The following is a 24,272-nucleotide window of genomic DNA, read 5'->3' on the forward strand; positions in this document are numbered from 1 at the left end:
AGAACGGCTCAAAAGTATTCCGAATAAAATAAAATTATTACGGTTTATAATTATCTTTATTACGCTACTTCCCTTCATGTGAAAAGCGTTCATTCATAGAGAACCGGCCAAATCATTTATGACATATCCAACTGCGTCCGCCGAACCCAAAAAGTTATTAGGACTTGACCACTTGCGGGCTTTAGCCATTATTATGGTATTGTTTTATCACTACCGCATGTTTGCACATCCGGAGTGGGTGGATACAATAATGGGCTTCGGCTGGACGGGGGTAGACTTATTCTTTGTATTAAGTGGCTTCCTGATTTCATCGCAGCTGTTTGAAAGAATGGCCAGGGGAAGAGCCATTTCTTTGCCGGAATTTTTCATTAAACGTTTCTTTAGAATTATTCCACCTTACCTGGTGGTGCTGGCCATTTATTTTTTGATCCCTGCTTTCCGGGAAAGGGAAAGCTTGCCGCCACTGTGGAAGTTTCTGACTTTTACACAAAACCTGGGGTTAGATCTTAAAACCAGCGGAACCTTTTCACATGCATGGTCTCTGTGCGTGGAAGAACATTTTTATTTGTTTTTTCCATTGGTGCTGGCGGCTTTGATCGCTTTTAAAGCAGAAAAGAAGGGCTGGGTGCTGTTGGTGGCGTTGTTTCTTTTTGGTTTCGGGGTCCGGTTATATAGCTGGCATTACCTGATTGTGCCTACAGCTGCAGCAGATAATGCATGGAAATACTGGTACATGTATATGTACTATCCCACTTACAACCGGTTAGATGGTTTATTGGCCGGGGTGTCTATTGCCGCATTGTTTGCCTTCAAGCCGTTAGTAAAAGAGAGAATTACAAAGCATGGTAATGTGATTTTAGGCATCAGCATATTGGTGTTGGCAGGCGCCTGGTTTTTGTGTGAAGACCAGAGCGGCTTTGCTGCTTCTATCTTCGGATATCCATTGATATCTGTGGGGTATGGATTAATGGTCATTGCAGCGGTGAGTCCCTCCGGCTTTTTGTACCGGGTGAGTAGCCGTGCCACGGCTTTGATCGCGAAACTCTCGTTTGTGCTTTATTTATCGCATAAGGGCGTGATACACCTGGTGCAGCCGCTCTTTGAAAAAGCGGGGATGGCTCCCAAGGGCAACCTGATGCTGGTGGCGAGTTTGCTGGCAGCGCTGGTCGGGGCTTTTGTGCTGAATAAAATAGTGGAGGTACCCTTCCTGCGGCTCAGGCAGCGGGTGTTGAATAAACGAAAATTGAATAAGGCACCAGTGGCGGTGGAAACTGTGACGGTTTAGCAAACAGGTTGTTTTAAACACGCTGATAATCTTTGCCGGGTGACGATATCCGTTTTTCGGGTCCATATTTCATGGCTCAGCGGGGTGATGGTATCCAGCTCACAGAACCCCATTCTTTTAATGGTTCTCCCGGTTTCAATCACATCTACAATAGCATCTGCAATATGAAGGAAGAGGGCTGCTTCATGGGAGCCTTCCATCGGAATGATGCGGGCTGTCATATGATGCGCCGTGATATAATTTTGTGAGATGGCGCTGAATTTTGTGCAGATCGTTTTGATTCGTGATAAGGGGACAGGCCGCGGCGCTATCAGCGACAGGCGGCATTGCTGCAGTGGTAGCGGCTGCAGGCAGCTCAGGCCGGGAAAGCCGTATTCATGAAACCATATGGAGCTGGCAATGCCTACGTCTATATGTCCCTGTTCCAATAACCAGCACATGTCTTTACTACGTACGGTCAGCAATGTTATGTTGCGGATGCTGTCGTGGTACACCGGAACGTCTCCTTTTCTGAAGCTGTGAAAGGACGGGGAGGTGGGCATCTCTATAAATGATAAAGACTCATGGAAGCCCCTCCCTTTGCCAATCGCTATCCTAAGGGGTGTTGCATCTATGTGGGGTGAATCAGGATGGTACAGTTGCATATGTTATAAATTAGTGGCCCATGTCAGCAATTGAGCGAGGCATGCTTCCTGGCTATGCTGATCTGTTCTGAGAATATTGGCGCCGAAAGCTTTTCCTAAACTTAAGTATTGTTCCATGTAGCCGGTATGATAGTCTATGTCGAACGTTTCTTCTGTTCTTATGGCCAGTCGTTGCAGGGTGGTGCTGATCCCGGCATAGCAAAGTGTAGTGGGAGGAACGGGGAGCCAGTCCTGCCGGTACGCTGCGGGTATCAGGGTAAAGATGGTCATCCAGTGCCGGTCGAATACCAGTATGTCCTGATCGTTTTCCTGTAAGAGGGTATTGATGGCTGCTCTTCCCAGGTCGGCCACCTGCTGGTATTCTTTTTTTGCCGCATGTGCTATCAGGGCGGCGCCTGTTTTTCCACCAAAGGGGCGGAGGTAGGTACCTCCGGTAGCCTGTGCCAGCAGGGTAGCCATGGTGGTTTTACCGGCGCCGTCATGTCCGTCTATTGCCAGTATTAAGGGGCGTTGTTTCTGATCCATACGTTTATTGCAGCTATCTTAATGATGAGGATAGAGCTGTACATTGCCTTCTCTTTCATCCAGCTTTACCTGGTATTTTCCGGCGCCTTTATGCCCGCTTTTAAGAATGGCCCCTGCAGCCTGGTTCAGCTTCATCAGTCCGCGTGCGGACACTGCTTTGAAAGGTCGTTTATCCGTTGCCGTTGGATAAATCACCACCTTGTCTTTTTCTACGGTGAAGCCTACACGTTTGCCTTGTCCCTTTGCAAATTTGAGCAGCTGACGGGCAGCCGGAGGGAGGGTAATAATACCTGCAGGAGAGATGGTCCTGCTGCTGAGATTTTCTTTAAATGAAGTAGCCATTTTTTTTGTTTTTTAGTGAGATATATCACCGGGAATAGCCAGCTATTCCTGGTTTATATTAAACATAGAAGAATAAGCTTTTTCATAATTTTCATATAATTTTTCCGGGGCGGCTCCTTTTCGCCACAGGTCTTTATCCATGGATTCGGCCTGTTCCGGATGGAGGCTGTTCCAGCGGATGCGCATACAATCGGGGCTGATTTCTCCATAAATCAATTTGCCGGTACGGTCAATGAAAATGCACATATCAATTAAGGTGATCCCGGATTGAAAGAACATTTTTTCCAGCCACAGGAAAGTTTCCAGTGCCATCTTTTTGGCAAAGGGGAGGTCCAGTATCCATAGTGCGGCGTAATCATCCGAAATAGGTTCATCTGCCAGCCGGTTGTTTTTTTCATCTGTAAGTGGGTGACGCCAGTCGAAACATACCACCGGTGTGTCAAAGCGGGTCCATGTAGTAATGGGCGCCTGATCCTTACGGGTAGAGGGATACTTTGCGGTGTACAGGTAGCGGTGTACGGGTGAGCCAATATGATATCTTTTGATTCTTGTTTCTATGTTACAGGTATCTACCAGGTGCTGTACGATGAACAGGCCCTGTTCATTTTCTATTTCGGCGAGGAACGCACTGGCAGGGGCGTACGGACGACCTTTGCCGTAAGCTGTCATTTTGCGGTATATGGCAGTGGTGAATTTGATGCGGATGGCATCGGTACCATCTACCAGTCCATAACGATTATGTGTATACGAATATACTGTAGGCTTGAATTTCTCAATTACTACTTTGGGCGTCCAGTATTTAATGATTTTGCTTTCTCCTTCCACTAAAAGAGATAGCTGTTCAAAATCAAACGGTAGCTTTTGCAGGATGCGTTCTATAATGCTTTCCGTTTGCACTGCCGTGCTGATGCCGATTGTATGGGGATCTGGTACCTGCTCTGGTGTATCTTTCAATACGAGGTATATATCATATTTCTCCGCCAGTGAGGGTTCAATAAGGGCAATAGGGAACTCCAGGTCCTGCAGCTGCTGTACGGCGTAAGCCACCCGGCTGCCGGTCAGGGCGCTGCAATGATTTATTATTCCGATGTTTTTCATGTTTGACATGCTTTATCTTTTAGCGTAAAAATTCCGGTACCTCCCATTCATCGTATGCAAAGGCGTGGTAGGTATCATTGAGTACATACAATAATTTCAGGGTAGCTGCGTAGGCATTGGAAATAGCTTTCCAGGGGCGGCCGTTTTCACAAAAGGCCACCTGTTCTTCTATGGCGTAATTGAGCGTCACTTGCGTCCACTGATTGATCAGTTCTTTATTATTGGGGGCATGCATGGCCGCCCGCATGCCTTTTGCAATATGCATGGGGATTTTAATAAAATACTGATAGAGGTTCGCTTTGCCTTCCAGTCCGGAGTGGGTACCTTCTTTGGCTAAGAATCCCGCCATGCCCAGCAACTGACGCATGCGTACATACCCGAAGCTGAAGTTGCGGTACAACAGATCAGCAGCCGATTTTACCGGTATTATAGCTTCTCCGTAAAGGCACAGCACATGCTGATCGAGGTTGTCGCCGGACAGAGATTGAAAACCGTAGAAGTCCGCTTCATCATATACACTGATGTTAATATCCACTCCTTTATAGGTGGGGTTTTGTCCGCTTAGTTTGCGTAATGCTGCATCGGCATCTTTTACATATAAGATCACGTCGTAGTCTGCGAAGCTTTCACTGGTAACAGAAGAGCCGTATACAAATATGGCGAGCAGGTTTTCTGATAGCATGCCGCGAAGGTCTGCTGTAAAGCCAAAGCGTTCCTGTTGTGCAGGCGTCAGCGGAGTTTCTTTCACCAGCAGCGGGGTAGTGGCTACGCCACTGCTTAATGCCGTCAGCAAGCGGCCGTACATCTTTTTGATGGCACTGATCCGGTCAAAGGATGGGCTGTCGGTAGCATAGCCGCATTGCAGCACAAATTGCTGCAGTGCTTCCCTGGTGATAATATCTATCTCCAATGCTTCCAGGTAAAAAGATACCTGCCATAGCCGGTCGAGTTTACTTTGTATGGTGGCTTCTGTAAAGCGGTTTTGTATGATGGCCGCGCTGAGGGTGCAGCCGGCGAGAAATAACAGCGACTGCAGGTAATACCGGTTGGTGCCCATACCTGTATCTGCATTTACAGACAACAGCGGGTGATATGTTTTCAATGACTGTATAAATTGACTATATGCTTCATCCGCGGGATCGGTAGCAACTTCCTGCCGGAACCGTTCAAAGAACAGCGGGTGGAAGAGGGAAGACAGCTCCAGCAGGTTTCTGCTGACAGGTCTGGGATTAACGAGTTGCTGCGCGGTGGCGATCGTGAAAAAATCGCGCAGTTCGGAAGGGGTGAGCTCTTCGTTAAAAAGCACAAAGGTAAAATCGCTTTCTTCTTTTTCCCGCCATCCGGGCGGCATGGTTACGATACGATAGCCTGCATATTTATTTTTAAATATGGAGCGGAAGGGGTTCATATCTACCGGGGCTGGTATAGACAGTTGATCTTTCAAAGTAGCTGCTTTGAGAAAATGAGACAGTAATCCTTGCTAACTGCTGCAAAGCCTATTTATGATGAAGGATGTTTGCTGCCCTGGGGGAGGCGATCATTCAGGATAAATCAGATAATTCCGGTCTAAGGGGTTTTAATTAAACAAATCACTTTGAGGTTCAAAAACAAATTTTTATTCTATATATGTTAACCTGTTATAGCTTCATAAACTATGTATTTAAAGTTATGTCATTTCTTTCAAAATTCAAATTTTATAATCGTGTGCAGGCAGGAAAAAAGCCGCCGGATCGGGATGATCCGGCGGTGTATAGGCATAAATAAATCTTATCTGTAATTACACTCACGGTGCCTGGTAAGGTCCGCCGGGTTCTCCCCATCCCCATTTGGGCATGGGCTCATCGGGATTCATCTGGACTTCTTGTTCATTGGAGTTGATCACCGCTATCCGGGTGCCCCATTCTATATAAGCTACAAAGGCAGAGCGGAACTCCGGGTCTGCCGGCAAATCCATTTCATCTGCGGTAGCGAGTAAAAGCTGCACCCATTTTTGCCGGTGTGCTTCCGTCAGGTGTTTCCCCAGGTGTTTCTGGATCATGGCCGCATGTGATCCTTCTCCTCCGCTATATAATTTGGGTCCGCCAAAGACTTCTGCGATAAAATGGGCTACATGCAACTGGTGTTCGGGCGACATATGTTTAAATACCGGGCCTAATAATTCATCCAATACCACTTTGTCGTAAAATGCACGGATCAGTTTTTCAAATACCGGCATACCACCGGCCCATTCGTACAATGTTGGGATACTTTTGTTGGTCATTTTTTTAAGTAAAGCTAAAAAGGTTAAACATGGTAATCAAGAGCCTACCAAAAAGTAAGTGCGGTGAACTTATTGGCCCTGGCGCATTTGCGGCATCGGCGAACAAGATGTTTACACTACCAGAAGGGAAAGGTATTTCAAGTTATGCTTTTTTCTGCCGGAGGCAAATTTTGTGTGCGCACTATTTTATAAAAAGGGATTGTTATTTTATATATTCTCTCTTTTATGAGGAGTTGTATGTTGTATCTTGGGGGTAAATATTTATGAAATGAAATACCTCGTGTTATCTCTCCTATGCACCGTTTCGCTCACCGCAACAGCACAACAAACCAGACCTGCAGATGCTATCCTTGATGAGTTTTATCATCATCCGGAACATATCATGGTGGCGGCACACCGCGCTGCGCATACCCAATACCCGGAAAACTCATTGGCCGCTGTACAGGAAGCCATTGATCAGGGAATCGACATCGCAGAAATTGATGTGCAGGAAACAAAAGATCATATACTCATCATCATGCATGATGATAACATTACCCGTGCTACCGGTAAAACAGGTAAAATAATAGACTATAGCTACGCTGAATTATTACAATTCCCACTGTTATACAACGGGCAGCCTACGAAAGAAAAGATTCCTACGTTTGAAGAACTGCTGCAGCTCACCAAGGGGAAAATTATGGTGGATGTAGACTTTAAAGCAGACAGTAAAGCGGCTGCAAAACAGGCCGTAGCGCTGATTGCCGCCCACCAAATGGAAGACCAGGTATTATTCTTTATTTACGAACATCCGTTTGCGACAGAGCTCCTGGAGTGGAATTCGAAATTACCGATCATGCCGAGAGCACACAACGTAACTGAGATAGGAGAGATCCTGAAAATGGGTAAATTTCCGGTGATCCATATAGACGATTCTTTTTATGCTGACTCATTGATGCAACGCATTACCCGCAGTGGAACAAGGATCTGGATCAACGCACTGGGGAAATATGATAAGATGGAGGAACAACAGGCAGATAGAGGCTTTGATCAGCGGATCAGAGACGCAAAGTATGCCAACGCCATCCAGACGAACTTTCCGGAAAAACTATTGGCATACCTGCGAAAGAAAGGCCTGCACAAATAATTATTCAGCAGGATAATATTGTTTTAACCAGGTAATCATTTTTGTAAATACGTCCATAGCAGCTGTTAACCCCATTCCATGTTTTTCTGTTGGATACAACTCAAACTGTGTAGGAATGTTCAGCGAAGTTAATTTCCCGTGTAGCTTTTCCGCCTGACTTACATGCACCAACGGATCTTCTCCGCCATGAAACAGGATAGTAGGCACTCCACTTGCTTTGGTAAGTTGATAATACGGGCTGGCATCAAAAGCGATTTTCGCCGCCGGATCAGGTTCACCAAGCAGGCGTGCTACTTTTTCATCTGCATCTTTATTTTCCTGCCGCACTTTTTTGTCAGTGAAATCTGTCGGTCCCCACAAATCCACCACTGTTTTTACCTGGTGCAAACTATCACACGCATATGCATATTGCAGGGCAAGATAAGCTCCTGCACTACCACCAATCAATGCAAACTGGCTACCATCGAATTTCAGTTTTTTAGATTTGGAAGAAATGAAAGCTAATGCTTTCCGCACATCATCCAGTTGAGCGGGATAAATATTTTTGTTATCCCTGATCAGGCGATAGTTCATAGATACTACGCCATAGTGCAGTCTGCCAGTCAGTTCTTCGATGAGTTGTTTTGGAAATTCTTTTTTGTCACCACCGGTCCAGCCGCCGCCATGCAGGTATACAATTATTTTGGTATTCGAGTTATGGTTTTCCGGCATGTAGGCATCCAGCATATTATCTTCACCTGCATCACCATAGGGAACGTTGCTCAGCGTAATATAAGTGGGTGCGGCGGTAGCCACAGCAGGGAGCATAGCGGTACCAGTGATGCCATCGCGGAGATTATTTTTAACGAGATAGTTTACCAGTGCTTCCGGATGATCGCTCTGTATGCCTTGTACTCCTTTGCGCATCGCAGCGTTCCAGTCGGCCGGACCTTCTGTAGGTGTTTGTGCATCCAGCCATATGGCTACGTTGTGTTTCCGTGCTACTGTCAGCATTGCACTGTCAGTAACATTATCCAGTACCGATAGTGCAATGTTGTCGAGGAAATAATTCAGCTGTTCAGGGCTGTTCATTTCATCGGGTACACTGCTCATCAGGGGCACTTGTGGTGCGATTTTTCTCCAGGGCTTATATTGTTCTTTTTTATTGAGATAAACAATGACCTGTTTTTCCATTCCTACTGCCTGCATCTGCTTCCACGTTTCGGCTACATCGGCGTCTTTAAAGTCCAGGTAAATATTCACCTTGCCTTTGCAGGCCTGTAGCGCTTCTGCAAAGGTAGGCACGCGGTAGTCTTTGCCGTCTTTACTATTTACCTTTAGCTGTTTGATGGCAGCAAGCGTAAGATCGGCAACGTTGCCTTTGCCATTGGTCATACGGTCAACAGTACCATCATGCATCAGTACCAGTTGTCCGTCTTTGGTGGTGCGTAGATCCAGTTCTGCATAGTCAGCGCCGCATTGAATGGTAGCTGCTATTGCTGCTACTGTATTTTCCGGCATGGTTACATGGTTGCCACGATGCGCTATTACCACGAATTTATTTTTGGTAACAGGCAGCGGTGAGGCTGCCTGTTGCGCGAAGGTGGAATAAATAAAAAGGAAGGTGCCGGCGAATATGATGAGTCTTTTCATGTGTGGTTTTGATTATAGAATCTTTTTGGTATCGGTCACGAATACACGGGTACTTACGGTATAGGTGCCGCCCGTGGGGTTGCTGTATTGCAGGTCTACATAAAAGGCGCGGTAGCCGCTTGCCGGCAGTGGGGTGCTTACTTTTACGGTAGACTGATGTGCTTTACCCAGACTTTGTGACGCCCACTTATCATTGCGGAAGTCAAGATCAGGGGAATAGGCCGACCACAATATCACGTCTACCAGTTTGTCGGCACTGGACTTTGCCGTGAGCTGTATTTTGCCATGACGGGTTTTGGTGCGCCAGCTGCATTCAGGGTAGGCCTGCTGATTCAGTGTGGTACCAAAGAAAGCGCTGAGTCCTTCGAACGCATGTTTTTTGTCGCCCAGGTTATGTCCGGCGTTGGGGGTATAGTTGAGCATGTTTTTACCGGGGATACTATCCAGGTAATTTTTGATATTATCTACTACCCAGTATTCGTCATTGGTGCCCATGAATATCATCTTGGGCATGGTCAGTTGCCGACGGTAAGAATAGGGATCAATCATGGTGTTAATAGCCAGCCCGCCTTCGGTATGCGCCGTTTGGGGAATGCCGAGTTTTACATAATCTTCGATTTGTATGCTGTACTCATGCCATGTTTTAATCTGGTAATCCAGACTTACCGGCATATTTAATACATCAATAACCATAGGAGCAATGGCTGCTACGCGGGCATCATTTGCGCCGGTAAGCCAGGTAGTCCAGCCGCGCTTGGATGCGCCGGAAACCAGGAAGCGGTTAATATTATGCAAGCCCTTTTCTTTTGTAAATGCCTGTACTACGTCCATAGCACGCACGGCACTTTTTACCATTGGGAAAAGGAGCGGCCATGTATAGTCACCATCTTCTTTGAAGTTGTGAAGGGTAAAAGATATCAGTGCATCTTCCGTCAGGTTTTTAAAGAGCGGCTGATTGGGTGTTTGTCTGAGTACTGCTGTTACCGCATTGTTGGTGCCGGCTACTACTGCCATCTGCTGATACAGTTCATCCGTAGGTCCGTTCCAGTTGGGGAGTCCTTCTTTCACAGAGCCGCCGGTGATAAATAACAGGGCGCCATCATAGTTCACTGCAGGAGGAACAAAAACGGTGAGCTGATGCGTCCATGTGTATTCCCGCCACTTTTGGGAAGTGAGCAGGATGCTATAAGCTTTTACATTATTGACCGTAAAGGAGTCTTTGAGTTCCCAGTGAAAGGAGTTGTCTCCGTTGTTCAGATAGCTTTTCAGGGCGGTGGCTGGCGTAACGGTTTGCTGGGCGAAGGCTGCTGCCAGGAAAAGCAGGTTGACAAATAATGCGGTCGTGGCTTTTAAAAATAGTTGCTTCATATGCGGATGAGTGATTTAACGTAATAAAAATAATACTTACCATGGTTTTCCGGTGCCCTGAATAATCCATGGCTTGGACCAGGGACTATTTTGAGGACCATTAGCGCCAAAGGAGGAATAGGTAGTTACTTCCAGCTTTTTCATGGCTTCGGCGATATTGGTTTTATTCAGGTTTCTTTCTTCCAGCATATAATACAGGCGCACGGGTACAACGGGACCTTTTGCATAAGGGCCTGCATGCAATATCGGGTAACCTGTTCTTCTGTAGTCTGCCCAGGCTTCTGTGGCGGCTGTCCAGCTGGCAATCCATTTTTGCTCAATGATCTGTTGCTGGGTATGATTGAATTTTACAGTAGCCTGTGCAAGATAGGCCGCAGCACTGCTGCCAATACCCCAGGTGTTAAAAGAGGCCTGTATGGCAGCTTTATAATGGGTTTCCCCGTCACCGGCAGCCCAACCTTTTACAGCACTGGCTTCTGCTAAGATGAAATGTACTTCTGCAGCAGATATTAACCGGGCTTTCAGCAAGGGGCCTTTGGCCTGTTTATAAATATCGTTGAGCCAGGATACATGCGGATTCCTGGAGCCCTGCGCCGCATCCGGACTTAAATTATATACGGCAGGGCCGGGGATGGCAGGTGGCAACCCTACATAGTTTACATCCTGGTTAATATCGTTTATGGTTAACCCTTTGGAGGTGAGTACATCCGGAGAAATATATCTTACTTTCCTGTTTTCGCCGGCGACTACCGTATCTGCAGGTTTATAAACGTTGCCGGTGCCAGGAGGTTTAGTATCATCTACCAGCAGGAAGCACTGTACTTTGTTAGCCCATACAGCCAGTCTCGGATCATGCAATGATTGTAAGGAAGTCACCAGCGTGTTACACATTTTTAGCCTGCGGTAGTTGCTGCTATCGGTATCATATACTACGTTGGCTGGCCAGGAATCCGCATTGCTGTTGCCAGGGAAAGACATGGTGGCATCATCTGCTGCATCGGTGATGACAGGAAACTGTGCAGGATCAGCCACTATTTTTTCGATACCTGCTTTGGCGATGTTGGGCAGCTTCTCTGACAAACGCATATAGTAGCGTAAAGCGAGGGAATTGGCCATTTTGCGCCATTTTGCCGGGTCGCCCTGGTAATACACATCTACGGCATCAATCAGGGCAGGATAAGCGCCTTTAGGCTTAGAGAGCAGGGTATTGGCTTTTTCCAGGTCGGCCAGTATGCCGGTATAAATTGCCTGTTGAGGATCGTATACCGGCGTAGTAGCGCCAGCGCCCTGCTCCCCTTTTAATGCCTGGGAATAAGGTGCATCCCCCCATAGGTCGGTGATCAGTCCAAACATCATCGATTTCATGACCAGCGCAACGCCTTGCTGTAACTCGTTTTGCAAGGTAACGGCCCGGTCATATACCAGTTGATTATTTCTCAGGATATCGTAATAGGTGGTCCAACTGTTGCTGCCTCCCCAGTCGTATTCATTGTGGGTGGTAGTCCAGCCATCTTTCTGTGTATGCTGCATCACACCGGCCATGTCCTGGTAGCCCAGCGTCAAGATTTCTATGCCGGCCTGCGTTAATACAGTAGACAATACCAGGTTAGGATTGATGGTGGCGGGATTGGAGCCATTGGGGTTTTCATTCAGCTTCATCAGATCCTTTTTACAGGACGACATAGAAGCACCTAACAACCCAAGGCAAAGTATAAATGATTTAGTAACTGTTTTCATGTTGCAGTAGTTAAATGAGCTCTTAAAAAGTGACATTCAGTTTAGCGCCCATCGGTATAGACCAGGGGGTTACATTATATCTTTCGATGCCCTGCATAAACTGCATACCGGAGCCTTGTACGCTGGTAGAAGGCTGGTAGGCATTTTCCGGATCGATGCCGATTTTTGCAGCTGTCCACAGGATAATATTTCTACTGTAAATAGAAATGCTGGCATTTTGTATTTTGGCAGAAGAGATCAGCTTCTTAGGTAACTCATAAGAAAATGATACTTCCCGCAGCTTCAGGTAAGAAGCAGGAAACAGGAAAGCCCTGGCAAACGACCAGGCGGTGCTGCCGGCATAAGGAAGTGTAAGCGTACCTGTGCCGCCCAGGTTTTCCGTATAGCCGGTAGGGTTACCATTGGCATCATAACCTTTGGCTCTMACGCCCGGAATAAATACACCGCCATAAGGCAGCACATAAGGACCATATGCAAACGGATAGCCGTTGTATTCCGGCGTAGGGCCACCCACTAAAGGAAATTTGTTGCCGCTGGGGATGATCAGTTCATCCTGGTGGCTCACCAGGTAATCCCTGAGTTCCTGTCCTTTCATATTGCCGGGGTTGGTGAGCTTGTCGAGGAAAAGTTGAGAGTTTCCTTTTTCTTCTCCGTAGCGGTAAGTCTGGGATACAAAATCACCGCCATTTCTCCAGTCGAAGGTCATGCTCAGCGTAAAGCTTTTATAGGTAATGGTAGTTTGCAATCCCATAATAAAGTTCGGATTGAAGTTGCCGATTTTGTTGCGGGTATTGATGGCATCTATACTTTGCCATTTACCGGTATTGTCCAGCAATGGATAACCATAATAGGGAGATGATTTGTCGGTAACGGTTACCACCTGCGCATCGTAAATATCGCCGATGTCTTCTCCTACATACGTCCATGCGCCGCCTTTACCTTCTTCCCAAAGTGTGTAGTAGGGCAGATCATCGGGCAGGGAAATAATTTTGGTCCTGTTCCGTGTGAAGTTGGCGTTGATATCCCACCTCCAGTTTTTCCGCTGTACCGGTGTGCCGCCAAGGGTTAATTCTATGCCCCTGCTTCTTAACAAACCAGCGTTGATGTTGCGGGAAGAATAGCCGGAAGAAGGTGCAGTTTTGGGACTGAAGATCTGGTTCTTATTTTCTACCACGTAATAGGTAGCGGCTATGCGTAGACGGTTTTTAAACAGGTTTACATCCACTCCGCCTTCAAAGGAAGTGGCTATTTCCGGTTTGAGAAAAGGATTGAGCAGGTTGCCGGAAGTAGAGAGCCGGGGAATGTTGCCCCAGGCGCCCGCATTGTATAAAGTACCTAACAGTTGATAAGGAGCAGCATCGTTACCCACCTGGGCGGCGCCACCTCTTACTTTGATCATGTTAATATTATCTGAGGTGATACCTGCCATTTCATTCACTAGCAAACTAAGAGATGCAGAAGGATAAAAATAGGCGGCTGCTTCAGGCAAGGTACTGGACCAGTCGGTACGACCGGTCACGTCCAGGTAGGCCATGCCCTTATATCCCAGGTTGACCATGCTGTACATGCTGTTCACACCTTTTTCATACATGCTGCTGCTATAGTTCAGGTTTTGAGGGGCAATGTTCTGGATGGTGTACACCCCTGGCGTATTCAATCCTGTGCCGTCTTTGGTAGAGGTAGTAATATTTTTGCCTGTCTGATAGCGTTTGTTTCCTCCCACAGAAATGGAGAAGTCAAAATCGCGGATATCTTTTTTGTAGGTTAACAGCAGGTCGATGTTGCGTTCGTAGTTATTGATATTGATAATACCGTATGCGCCACCGGGATTGTTCAGGTAGCTGTTGGAAATTTTTGTTTCTCTTTTTTCACCATAGGTATCAAGGGCATATCTGGCCATGAAACTGAGGGATGGCAGGATTTTCCAATCGGCCCTGATGTTACCGAATACACGGTCTCTCACGAATCCGTTCTTCACTTCGTTCGCGAGGAAGTAAGGGTTGTTGAATACGCCGTTGGCTTGTGTACGTTGTTGCAGTCCTTCCTGGCCGGGCATCCAGTAGTCTCTGAGATCGCGCACATCGATGTGGGGAGAAATACTGTATACTGCCTGCAGTGGATTGGCGCCTCTGTCGCCGGCAGGGCGGTTATTGGAATTGGTGCGGCTGAAATCAATGTTGGTACTCAGGCTTAATTTTTTGTTTACCTGTAAGCTGGAGTTCAGGTTCAGCGCATTTTTAAACAGGTCGGTATTAGGGATAATGCCTTTGTTGGTCATGTTGGCATATCCCACGCGATAAGCAATTTTGTCGTTGTTATTAGCCAGGGAAACGCTGGTGGTGGTCGTCATGCCGGTGTTGACAAAATTTTTCACATTGTCTTTGTGTGATACCAAAGGCATCGGTATCGGTTTGCCATTTTTATCTTTGGGACTGTTCCATTGTACTTCTTCATAACCCATATCCAGCTCTGCACCGAAGGTGCCATCAATATTTTCCGATATCACAGTGCCAAAAGGGTTGGTGAGTAAATTACCACTACGGGAAACCGGGATGCCGGAGAACTGTCCGGAGCCAAACCTGGTTTGCCATTTCAGGAATTTATAAGGGATGTCAAATACCGTGTTGATAGATGCATTCACTGTGGCGCGGTTAACTTTTTTACCGGTTTTGGTGGTGATCAGTACAACGCCGTTGCCGGCGCGGGAGCCATACAAGGCCGCAGCACTGGGACCTTTCAGTATGGTCACACTTTCGATGTTGTCCATATTAATGTCGGAAATGGCGTTGCCATAATCCACCATATTATCTTTACCAATCTGGCTGATGTTGTTGACGGTATTGGCAAGGGGTACTCCATCCACTACAAACAGGGGTTGGTTATCGCTGCTCAGGGAGGTGGCGCCGCGTATGATCATGCTCACAGAGGAGCCGGTACCACCTGTTGCATTAATGGTGACACCAGCTACTTTACCGGACATCGCATTTAACAGGTTTTCCTGTGTGACACGGTTGAATTCTTTGCCGCCCAATTCTTCTACGGAGTAGCCCAATGCTTTCTTTTCTCTTTTAATGCCCAGCGCGGTGACCAGTACCTGTTCTAACTCTTCTACTTTTTTTTTCAGGACTAAGGACAACGACAACTTACTGGAGTCGTTGATCGTATAGCCTTTGAGGGTATCTGTTACGTAACCGATATGCGTGAAGATGAAGCGATAGGGGCCACCGGCGGGTAATTTAGCAAACGTAAAAATGCCTTTTTCGTTGGTAGTGGTGTTGGCCAATATATTGTTATCTGCATTTTCCACCCTTACCATTACATGGGCAAGGATTTCATTATTATCACTTTTAATAATTCCGATGGCAGCAGGATGTGTGTTTTGCGCCAGCAGGCTACCTATACATAAGTGCGATAATAGGAGCAACCAAATCGTTTTGGTGGGACGATCTTTTCGGGATGGTCGGATGTTTACACGCATAATATTTCATTTTTAGGCAAAAGGAATCACGTGCAGCCTTTTCAGGCCGCAATAGCTATAGTATGGACTGTTATGTTCTGCTTATTGTGTTATGTAAATAACATTGTTTGTCTGCTTAATAGTAAGGTTGTTTAACGTGGCGATGGTAGACAGAAAATCGGTTAGTGACTCTTTGCTACTATCGAAAACTCCTGTAAAACTCATGTCTGTCAGCGTACTTTCCTGGCACTGAATAGTGATCTTATATTTTTCCGACATTAACCTGAAAATATTTGCCAGCGGTTCATTGCTGAAAGTAAATATTTCTTTTTCGGGCTTCATCGTTATTTTTTTGTTGGCGGCCACCAGTGTTTTATTGACCTGGTTGACTACAGCGATCATTTTAACCGGATCAAAGGACAGATCCTGACCGGGTAACAGGTAAGTGGTTTTTACCCCTTTACTACCCGATACGCTGTCTGGTTTGATCATTACCTTGCCGCTGATCAGTTGCACCCGGATAGGGCCTTTACCGGCGCCCCAGGCGGTTACTTTAAATACGGTGCCCAACGCAGTAGTACCGAGGTTGCCCGCATACACGGTAAATGGTTTTTCTTTGTCGGGAGCTACTTTGAATAATGCTTCTCCCGTTAAAAAAATTTCCCTGCCGGTACCTGCAAATGATGGCAGGTATTTTATCCGGCTGCCTGGCGCCAGCTCCACCACACTACCATCCTTTAAATGGAGGGGCATTATTTTCCGGGTATTATTCACCTGTTGCTGATACACGGCGGGTGCAGCGGCCGGTTGAACTGGCGGAGCAATAGTGGCTACTGTTTTTGAGGGTGCTTTATCATAGCGGCTCCATAAGAAGCCGGTGAAGGCAAGACCCAGCACGGCAGCAGCGATCCATTTATAGTAGATTGTTTTTACCTTTTTTTGTTGATACGTACGGCTTTCAATGATGGCCAGCATTTTGTCGGAAACGTCTGCTGGTAAAGTATTATCCGGGTGAAATGAATGCCAGCTTTCTTCTGTTAACCAGGGTTGTAAAGCTTCCGGGTGTTCCGCGAAATATGCGGTGACTGCCTGCTTTTCTGATTCATTGCATTCGCCCCGAAAAAACTTTTCAAGTAATGTTGCTGGATGCTTCATATCTATGTATTCGTTTGAAAACAGTAAATCCCTCACTGCTTAACAATTAGTAAATATTGGAAGAAGAAAAAAGGTCAGAGGAGATGGGAAACCATCGCGATGAGTAATAACAACAGGGAGTCTTTTAACTGCCGGATAGCCCGTACAATATGATTTTCAACTGTTTTTGGGGAGATGGATAACTGTTTGGCTATCTCTTTATGTGGAAGTCCTTCAAAGCGGCTTAGTTTAAACACATTTTTCCTGATGGGAGATAATTGTTCAATACTGTTATATACCCGCTTTAATTCTTCTTTCACGGTAAGATCTGTTTCCATATGCCAGTCCGGTGTATCGCGGACCATCGACTCGGTATGCCTGTTCCTGACCTGTTGCTTGCGCAGGAGGTCTGTCATCACGCTTTTGGCTATACGGAATAGCTGTGCAGAGATATTAAAATTTGTTGATAGTTTTTCCCTTCTTTCCCAAAGTAGTATGAAAGATAACTGTACAGTTTCTTCAGACAGGTAAACAGAGTGTGTACATTTCAATACGTAGAAATAAAGTTTTGTATGATATTGTTGATATATCATTTTAAAACTTTCGATATTTCCATTCTTTATATCCTGTACGATACTTTCCATAATGATCGCAAATATCTAATGGACCTAAACAAGATACAAGGAATTACTGATTATATTATTGTTATTTTAACCCTTCCTTACTTCTTCAGTTTCAATACCAGAGGTGCAGTAGCCACTCCGGGAATAGTTACAGTAATTGACAGATCGAGGGTAGAGTCGCTGATATTTTCAATCCAGTGCGGATCATTATCACCCTTTTGGGAAGTCAGTAAAAATACCGCATCGTGTACATCCAGTTTCCAGGTGCCTGCATTGCCGGCAGTGGGCAGTATCAGTTGTGTACAACCGGTAATGGCAAAGTTGCCATCGGTGCCGAACTGGTAGCTGTTTGTTTTGGTGCAGGTAAATAAAGCACCGGCAGGGCCGAGCAGTGGCGCCAATGCAATAATACTGGTACCTGCAGGAATATTTTGTCCGCCCAGTTTCACCGGCACCGCAAATACAATATCCTTTTGTTGCCATTTACCCGCTATCTGTCCGTATTTCTGTGATTTTTCAGGAGTAGCATCCTTATTCTTTTTACAGGACACTGTCAGCAGATGTCCTGCTACCAACAGTATGAGTGCTTTTACAGGTATAAAATTGCGCATAACTTTTTTAAGTTAAATGATAGGGATGATGAATTGGTGTGGAAGCTTCCTGTTATGTATTCGTTTGGAAATGGGAAATCCCTCACGGGGTAACAATTAGTTCACAAAGGGGGGGCGATACTTATTTATTTTCCAGACGTCTCCAGAGCGCAATAAGGTTACCTTATCCATCCCAAGACGCTGTTAGTTGTTTGTGTCGGAGAAAAAGGCTGAGATTGATTATCACTGTTTACTATCCTTTGCCGGAGTATAACGGAAACGGATCATCGCATTTTCGGTTTCTGAAGAAGATACTTTTAATTCATAACGTTTATCGCTCGTTAAAATAATCATTTTGGCGGTATTGGGAGGAATGTCCCCTAAGTTGTTGGCGTGCAGTATGAGCTCCTGTACTTCTCTGCCGGGGTCGGCCATCAGTTGAAGGCGCAGCGATTTGGCGGTCAGTTCCTGCCGGTCTGCTACTTTGACGCCGTTAAAATAAACAGTGACAGTGTCGTGATCGACAGTGCCGTAATCGTACAGGTTGATGTCAATAGCGGGATCGCTGATCTGGTAAGATCCCTGCAAACTGTTCCTGCGCTTGCTGATAGCACTGCTGTCGGTTGGCGTTGTACGTGTTATGATGAGTGGTTTGCCGTTGTCGGCAGTCGTTAGCCTTTTAGTGTCAGCGGGCGTGGTTTGGGGATTTGTCAATACGCTACTCACTGGTGGTGTGGCATCAGCTGATAAGGATGTTTTATCCGTCAATACCTGGCTGATCGACTTACCACTGCCAGGTAATTTCAGTTGGGCAATTTCCGTATCCGTGAGTTTGGATAGCCGGATGAATCTTTTACTATGTATTTTTCCTGTGTATTTTGAATAGGAAGTAATGCTGCCCTGCAGCACTATTTCCCCGTCAATGTCAAACCATTTCAGGCTGAGATCTGCGAGGCGCGCACTATATTTTTTGGGGATGGTGAGCTGATTGAATTTTGTTTCTTTAAAAAGCCAGTTACCTGCGCTATTATTCCGCAGCCCCGCAACAGTCAATTCTCCATAGAGGGTGGGAGTTTCATAAAACCAGGAAGTGCCGGTATACTGGCCGGGGCTTGTTTCCTGCAGTTGCAGGATGTAGATCCCATCCATGCCAGCCCAGCCATCATAATCAATGGCCGTATAGCCTTTCCATACACCCTGCAGGTTTTGTGCGTGGGTGAGGAGTGAAAAGAAAATACAAAGACAGGTAATCAATAAAGTTTTGTAGCTGGTTAACATACGGACAAATATAATCCATTCAGGAATTGACTGTTACTTGCAGGGGTTGTTCCATGTGCAGTCGCCTGAACAGCAAACCACCTATGCCGATGGTGATAACACCCTGCAGCAAAACCGTATTGGGCGTACCAATCAGTTGAGACATCGCGCCTACGAGGAGTCCGCCGAGTGGCTGCATTCCAAAAAATGCCATCGCGTAAAAGCTGATCACACGTCCGCGCATGGAAGGGTCTACTGTAGTTTGGATGAGGGTGTTGCTGATAGTGATCTGTGACATCATACCGAAACCTGCGAGGGTAGCAAATATCAGCGCAATGGGATAATAGGTGGAATGAGAAAATAATACGAGGCCGGCGCCGAAAATCAGCGTATTGATGGCCAGTATTTTTCTTAAGTTTTTTCCCGGTTTCAGCGAAGCCAGGAAAATGGCGCCACAGAAGGCACCCAGCCCGATAGCACTGTCTATCACCCCAAAGGTAGAAGCAGTACCTTTAAAAATATCTTTGGCATATACCGGCATCAGCGTGGTATAAGGCAGTACCAGCAAGCTAATGGAGGCCAGGGTTAATAAGATTAAAGAAATGGCCGGCGTTTCCCGGATGTAGGTAAACCCTTCTTTCAGTTCACCTGCTATATTTTTGGTGCGTATTTTAGGTGTATAGGTGGGTAGCTTCATCTGCAGGAGGGAACCTATTACGGCAATAAAACTAAGAGCATTCAGGCCGAAGCAAATGTCTTCCCCGAATTTTTCCAGTGCCAACCCAGCTATGCCAGGGCCTATCAGCCGGGAAAGGTTTACCATGGAAGAATTCAGCGCCAATGCATTCGGGAGATCTGCTTTATTGTCCACCATTTCATATACGAGCGACTGCCGGGCGGGTACATCGAACGCGTTGATTACGCCCAGGAAGGCGCTCAGGCCAATGATCTCCCACACGGAGTAATGCTGGAAATAAATTAAAACCGTCAGTAAAATGGCCTGTACCATAGAGGCCACCTGTGTTAGTAGTAATAGCTTGTAACGGTTGTACCGGTCAGATGCGACGCCCCCCAGGAAAGAAAAAACAAAGGAGGGGAACATGCTCGCAAAGAGGGTGAGCCCCAGCATAAATTTAGAATGGGTCTGGGAATAGATTACCCAGCTGACGGCCGTTTTTTGCATCCAGGTACCAATAAGGGAAATGGATTGACCGCTGAAATATAGCCTGTAATTGCGGCTTTTAAATGCATTGAAGGTGCTGATGTTCATTTTTTATCGGCGCTTTTACTCATAATCCACCAGTCTGGCCAAAGGAGCCAATGCTGCCTGCAGGATGGCCTGCTCTTCTTTTGTACATACATTGGCAATGGCCTTGCTCAACCATTCATCGCGTTCCCGTCTTACTTTTTGTATCCGTTCTTTGCCGGCAGCCGACAATGAAATATGTATTTTCCGTTTGTCGCTGTCAGAGGGTGTTCTGGTAATTAAATCCAGGGCAGCAAGATGCTGGAGCAGTTGGCCCATAGATTGGGGCGTCATTTTTTCCATGACCGCCAGTTCTGCTGAAAGCAGCTGTTGGTGCTGGTCCAGCAACACCAGCACGGAGCGCTCACTTTGCGACAGCTGTTCATTAGCCGGCGAAAGCTTTCTCAGCTTGCGGATGAGTCTTGCCAGCAGGGGACGGAGCTGGGCGGCCAGTAAATCCTGATTTTTGGATGGCATGATTTGTAAGGTAAAGTTATAAGTTTACCTTATAAAGATAAGATATTCATGTGAAGTTGGTATAGTAGGGAAGATAGATACTTGTTAAGCTATTTTAATGAAGGCGATAATGGATGCACCTATTCAACGTATGATCTGGCTTTTTACTTCCCCGAAAAGCGACTCAGCGTTTCCCTCGATACACCCAGGTAAGCTGCAATCAAAGATTTGGGTACCCGTTGAAACAATAAGGGATACTGTGCCAGCAGTAGCTCATAGCGTGATTGTGCATCGTTATTTAAGAGCGTTAGGATCCTTTGTTGGAGCGCCACAAATCCGGAGGTGGTTTTCATCCTGGAAAAATGTTCTACTTTATGCGATTCCGCGCATAGCTTTTTTTTGTTTTCGGCAGAAAAGCACAACAGCGTGGTTTCTTCGAGGCAATCAATATTGAGCGTGGCCCTGGTTTGATTTACATATGCCTGGTAATCGGTGATCCACCAGTCTTCCATCGCAAACTGTAAGATATGTTCCTTCCCCGTTTCATTGGTATAGGAAGCTTTTAGTAACCCTTTGACTACAAAATATTCGTGTAATACCTCATTGCCTTCCTGTACCAGAAACTGGTGCTTCTTTAACTTTTTAATGGTGAAGTAAGAAAGGATATGCTCAAACTCTGCATCCGTTAACGGTACAATGGCTTCCATATGCCGTCTTAATGCGATACTCATAATGATGCTGTTTTTCGGGCGCAAAATAATGTTTAAAGTGATCTGGATCACTATTTAATAGTGATCTGGTTCCTTTTTCAGGCAGAGATTATGTGCCAATTTTGGTGAAAATTAAACAAATGAAAAAAGGTATATGGCTGCTGCTCTGCTTCTTTATTGGTTTTCAGGGATACAGTCAAAGTAAAACAACTCATATGAAAAAGAAAATATTAATCGTAGTAACGTCTTTTGACGAAGTAAAAAGTACGGGTAACAAAACCGGCACCTGGATAGAAGAACTGGCTACGCCTTATTACCAGTTAACGGATCAGGGATATACTGTGACCATCGCATCACCCAAAGGAGGCAAGGGGCCTGTTGATCCCAAAAGTATCCGGCCGGAATTTAGTACGGAAGCCGTAAAGCGTTTTTACAACGATGCTGCTGCTCAGCACCAACTGGATCATACGGTGTTATTAAGCGATGTACAGGAAAAGAATTATGATGCTGTTTTTTATCCGGGCGGTCACGGTCCTATGTGGGATCTGCCGGAGAATGCATTATCGATTAAATTGATTTCTGCTTTTTATGAAGCAGGCAAACCAGTAGTATTGGTATGTCATGCTCCAGCCGCATTGAAAAATGTAAAAGATAAAAGCGGTGTGCCCCTGATCAAAGGAAAGCAGGTAGCAGGGTTTACCAATAGTGAAGAAGTAGCAGGGCAAACTACGCATGAAGTGCCGTTTATGCTGGAGGATATGTTGAAAGAAAAAGGCGCGGAATACGTAAAAGGGGCCGACTGGCAGCCATTTGCTGTTTCAGCGGGCAACCTGATAACAGGACAGAATCCTGCTTCGGCTAAATTAGTAGGAGAGAGACTGATCGCTGCATTGGAGGGAAAATAAAGCCTGGTCATTTCTTAAAAAAAGCGTGCTGTCCTGGTCATCAGAACAGCACGCTTTTTCATTTCTTTATATACCTTCAGATTAAGGGAGATGTCAGCGTTTATCTGCATCTTGTCAATACCCTCAAAATATCTAAAAGCAAAGTGAATGGTATCTCCTTTTCGCGCATGAACAACACCCGTAGCAGGAGAAAATAATTGTATGTTACGGATAGTGCCACTTGCATAAAAAGATCATTGGCAAACCAGTTGACGCCTGGAAGTCATCATCACGCCAGTTTCGGATGGAGTTTATGATAATATAAATAGGAAACCACCAGGCTGGCAAAAAATGTTAAGTGACCTATTTCAATCAGGATGCTATCGCCACTGGATAAGTGCGCCACCGCTGCTGAGATGAGGGTGATGCCAAAACCAAAGTAGGCAAACTCTTTCAGCCTGGCAGGTACAAACGGAATCAGTAATGCCATGGAGCCCAATAGTTTAGCGATGGTGAGTTCTATGCGGAACCAGTTGGGCAAACCAAAATGTGCAAAAGCATCTTTCATTTCCGGGTTGAAAGCAAAGTTATAGGCACTCCACAACATCACCCCTGTGAGAATTGCCGTCGCTATCCAATATATGATTTTGTCTTTTTTCATGTTAGTTGAATTTAAAAACGCTTAACAGGATAATGATAAAAATGCAAACAACTTGCGTGAGATGAAACAGGTGTAAGTTGCCTTTCACTTTTTCAGGAATCCCTGTATCGGCTACCAATGCTTTTTTGAGTTTGGCCCGCTGCCGTAGCCCGACAAACAGGGTATTGGCGATCACTAACAGTACCAGCCCAAACTTGATCCGGAACCAGATCTGCTCGCCGTATACACCACTGGTCATGAACATAATGCCTATGCCGGAAATAATGATTATCCCGATACCTATGCGCATGATGATGGGGAAAAAAGACATGGCCTGTAATACCGCTGGTGCTTTGGTGGTGTCCAGTGCATATTGTTTCCAGAACTGTCTGATGCCGATGAAGTCAGCAATGGTGGATCCTGCGAAGAGGAGGAATCCTATGAGGTGTAGAACGACCAGGCTTTGATAAAGGTGTTGTGTTGACATTTGTTGGATATTTATTTATAATAATACCGAAGTAATTTATGTAAATGTATAACGGAATTACAGTAAAAACAAAATTTCCGAAGTATTTTTTATAATATTGCTTCGGAAATAATACAACTGTTACATGAACAAAGCTGTGGCGCTTATTACAGCATGGGGAGCTTTTGATGATAATCATCCGGAAAGCACCCTGGAAGATTTTTGCCGGCACTACCTGGCCAATGCAAAAAAAGAGGTGGAATTCCCGCCCGTAGGCCGTTTTCTTCCTGTTAGCAGTGATGGCGTACTTATGCGTGCCGTAGGCCGGATTTTTAAGCTGCATAGCATTTATACAGTGGCCGCCCTGGATGGCACCGGTATTAATAACATGGATGAGTATTCCCTGCTCAACACAGTAGCGCAATTAAAGGAACCCCGGAAAACGGAGGCGATCTATGCTGCGCTACAGGAACTCTCTACCGGTACTGATAAGCTGAACCGCCTGAAGAAACTGGGCTACCTGGCAGAATATGACGATAAAGAAGATAAGCGCTCCAAACGATTGAAAGTAACATCAAAAGGAGAAAAGGTGCTGGTGACCTGCAGAAAGCGGATCAGTCAACTGGCGCAGATCATGTTTCATGACCTGACAGAAGATGATAAACAATTATGTTTTCAATTACTGAAGGGAGTGGAGTCGAAATTCACCGGTATCTGGCAATCCCATAAAGGGAAAGATTTTGAGGAAATTTACAGGGAGATTGTATTGGGGGAAGAAGAATAATTAATACA

At 45.8% G+C, this 24,272-nt stretch carries 23 protein-coding genes; 4 read left to right on the forward strand and 19 right to left on the reverse strand.

The window, feature by feature from the left end; genetic code table 11:
* Positions 1 to 118: 118 nt before the first annotated feature.
* Positions 119 to 1,285 carry an acyltransferase family protein gene (locus AC1DCV_RS30395; protein ID WP_477026687.1) on the forward strand — a complete coding sequence of 389 codons (1,167 nt, stop codon included), beginning with the start codon at positions 119 to 121 and terminating at the stop codon, positions 1,283 to 1,285.
* Here AC1DCV_RS30395 and hisG read toward each other — a convergent pair.
* The 6 genes from hisG to AC1DCV_RS30425 form a co-directional block, all read right to left on the reverse strand.
* The gene (gene hisG, locus AC1DCV_RS30400; protein ID WP_477026688.1) at positions 1,282 to 1,929 is read right to left on the reverse strand and encodes an ATP phosphoribosyltransferase; all 648 of its coding nucleotides are present in this window, start codon (positions 1,927 to 1,929) and stop codon (positions 1,282 to 1,284) included. The two genes, AC1DCV_RS30395 and hisG, sit on opposite strands and share 4 nt — an antisense overlap.
* 3 nt (positions 1,930 to 1,932) lie before the next feature.
* On the reverse strand, positions 1,933 to 2,454 hold the full coding sequence (locus tag AC1DCV_RS30405) for a hypothetical protein (protein ID WP_477026689.1): 522 nt from the start codon (positions 2,452 to 2,454) through the stop codon (positions 1,933 to 1,935).
* An 18-nt stretch (positions 2,455 to 2,472) separates the two neighbouring features.
* Positions 2,473 to 2,796, reverse strand: coding sequence for an AbrB/MazE/SpoVT family DNA-binding domain-containing protein (locus tag AC1DCV_RS30410; RefSeq protein WP_477026690.1), 324 nt, complete (start codon positions 2,794 to 2,796; stop codon positions 2,473 to 2,475).
* Positions 2,797 to 2,838: 42 nt separating this feature from the next.
* The gene (locus AC1DCV_RS30415; protein WP_477026691.1) at positions 2,839 to 3,894 is read right to left on the reverse strand and encodes a phosphoribosylaminoimidazolesuccinocarboxamide synthase; all 1,056 of its coding nucleotides are present in this window, start codon (positions 3,892 to 3,894) and stop codon (positions 2,839 to 2,841) included.
* Between the two features lie 19 nt (positions 3,895 to 3,913).
* Entirely contained in the window at positions 3,914 to 5,338 is a 1,425-nt protein-coding gene (locus tag AC1DCV_RS30420) for a hypothetical protein (protein WP_477026692.1), read from the reverse strand.
* Positions 5,339 to 5,677: 339 nt separating this feature from the next.
* Complete coding sequence (locus tag AC1DCV_RS30425; RefSeq protein WP_477026693.1) at positions 5,678 to 6,154, reverse strand: group II truncated hemoglobin; 477 nt, start codon at positions 6,152 to 6,154, stop codon at positions 5,678 to 5,680.
* Between the two features lie 268 nt (positions 6,155 to 6,422).
* Between AC1DCV_RS30425 and AC1DCV_RS30430 the strand changes: the two genes are divergently transcribed.
* Positions 6,423 to 7,280: a glycerophosphodiester phosphodiesterase family protein gene (locus AC1DCV_RS30430; RefSeq protein ID WP_477026694.1), complete on the forward strand. Its 858-nt coding sequence runs from the start codon at positions 6,423 to 6,425 to the stop codon at positions 7,278 to 7,280.
* On the opposite strand, the gene AC1DCV_RS30435 is transcribed toward AC1DCV_RS30430, so the two are convergent.
* The 11 genes from AC1DCV_RS30435 to AC1DCV_RS30485 form a co-directional block, all read right to left on the reverse strand.
* A complete protein-coding gene (locus tag AC1DCV_RS30435; protein WP_477026695.1) occupies positions 7,281 to 8,912 on the reverse strand; it encodes a glycerophosphodiester phosphodiesterase family protein in 1,632 nt (543 codons plus the stop codon).
* Positions 8,913 to 8,924: 12 nt separating this feature from the next.
* Positions 8,925 to 10,280, reverse strand: a complete 1,356-nt coding sequence (locus AC1DCV_RS30440) for a PhoPQ-activated pathogenicity-related family protein (protein WP_477026696.1) — start codon at positions 10,278 to 10,280, stop codon at positions 8,925 to 8,927.
* 36 nt (positions 10,281 to 10,316) lie between these two features.
* Complete coding sequence (locus AC1DCV_RS30445) at positions 10,317 to 12,017, reverse strand: SusD/RagB family nutrient-binding outer membrane lipoprotein (RefSeq protein WP_477026697.1); 1,701 nt, start codon at positions 12,015 to 12,017, stop codon at positions 10,317 to 10,319.
* Positions 12,018 to 12,039: 22 nt separating this feature from the next.
* Positions 12,040 to 15,495, reverse strand: coding sequence for a SusC/RagA family TonB-linked outer membrane protein (locus AC1DCV_RS30450; RefSeq protein ID WP_477026698.1), 3,456 nt, complete (start codon positions 15,493 to 15,495; stop codon positions 12,040 to 12,042).
* Between the two features lie 81 nt (positions 15,496 to 15,576).
* Positions 15,577 to 16,629, reverse strand: a complete 1,053-nt coding sequence (locus AC1DCV_RS30455) for a FecR family protein (protein ID WP_477026699.1) — start codon at positions 16,627 to 16,629, stop codon at positions 15,577 to 15,579.
* A 74-nt stretch (positions 16,630 to 16,703) separates the two neighbouring features.
* Positions 16,704 to 17,252, reverse strand: a complete 549-nt coding sequence (locus tag AC1DCV_RS30460) for a sigma-70 family RNA polymerase sigma factor (RefSeq protein ID WP_477026700.1) — start codon at positions 17,250 to 17,252, stop codon at positions 16,704 to 16,706.
* A 77-nt stretch (positions 17,253 to 17,329) separates the two neighbouring features.
* A complete protein-coding gene (locus AC1DCV_RS30465; protein ID WP_477026701.1) occupies positions 17,330 to 17,842 on the reverse strand; it encodes a hypothetical protein in 513 nt (170 codons plus the stop codon).
* 222 nt (positions 17,843 to 18,064) lie between these two features.
* Positions 18,065 to 19,099, reverse strand: a complete 1,035-nt coding sequence (locus AC1DCV_RS30470; RefSeq protein WP_477026702.1) for a hypothetical protein — start codon at positions 19,097 to 19,099, stop codon at positions 18,065 to 18,067.
* Positions 19,100 to 19,118: 19 nt separating this feature from the next.
* Positions 19,119 to 20,348 (reverse strand): MFS transporter, encoded by a 1,230-nt coding sequence (locus tag AC1DCV_RS30475; protein WP_477026703.1) that lies wholly within the window; start codon positions 20,346 to 20,348, stop codon positions 19,119 to 19,121.
* Between the two features lie 15 nt (positions 20,349 to 20,363).
* Positions 20,364 to 20,801 carry a MarR family winged helix-turn-helix transcriptional regulator gene (locus AC1DCV_RS30480; protein ID WP_477026704.1) on the reverse strand — a complete coding sequence of 146 codons (438 nt, stop codon included), beginning with the start codon at positions 20,799 to 20,801 and terminating at the stop codon, positions 20,364 to 20,366.
* A gap of 143 nt (positions 20,802 to 20,944) precedes the next feature.
* Complete coding sequence (locus AC1DCV_RS30485) at positions 20,945 to 21,511, reverse strand: Crp/Fnr family transcriptional regulator (protein WP_477026705.1); 567 nt, start codon at positions 21,509 to 21,511, stop codon at positions 20,945 to 20,947.
* Positions 21,512 to 21,705: 194 nt separating this feature from the next.
* On the opposite strand from AC1DCV_RS30485, the gene AC1DCV_RS30490 reads away from it, so the two are divergent.
* The gene (locus tag AC1DCV_RS30490; RefSeq protein ID WP_477026706.1) at positions 21,706 to 22,395 is read left to right on the forward strand and encodes a type 1 glutamine amidotransferase domain-containing protein; all 690 of its coding nucleotides are present in this window, start codon (positions 21,706 to 21,708) and stop codon (positions 22,393 to 22,395) included.
* A gap of 268 nt (positions 22,396 to 22,663) precedes the next feature.
* On the opposite strand, the gene AC1DCV_RS30495 is transcribed toward AC1DCV_RS30490, so the two are convergent.
* Together AC1DCV_RS30495 and AC1DCV_RS30500 are read right to left on the reverse strand one after the other, a co-directional pair.
* Complete coding sequence (locus AC1DCV_RS30495; protein WP_477026707.1) at positions 22,664 to 23,035, reverse strand: DoxX family protein; 372 nt, start codon at positions 23,033 to 23,035, stop codon at positions 22,664 to 22,666.
* Position 23,036: 1 nt separating this feature from the next.
* Positions 23,037 to 23,501 (reverse strand): hypothetical protein, encoded by a 465-nt coding sequence (locus AC1DCV_RS30500; protein ID WP_477026708.1) that lies wholly within the window; start codon positions 23,499 to 23,501, stop codon positions 23,037 to 23,039.
* 124 nt (positions 23,502 to 23,625) lie between these two features.
* On the opposite strand from AC1DCV_RS30500, the gene AC1DCV_RS30505 reads away from it, so the two are divergent.
* The gene (locus AC1DCV_RS30505; RefSeq protein ID WP_477026709.1) at positions 23,626 to 24,264 is read left to right on the forward strand and encodes a MarR family winged helix-turn-helix transcriptional regulator; all 639 of its coding nucleotides are present in this window, start codon (positions 23,626 to 23,628) and stop codon (positions 24,262 to 24,264) included.
* Positions 24,265 to 24,272 lie beyond the last annotated feature (8 nt).

It is taken from the genome of Chitinophaga sp. 10T418 (assembly GCF_056394125.1).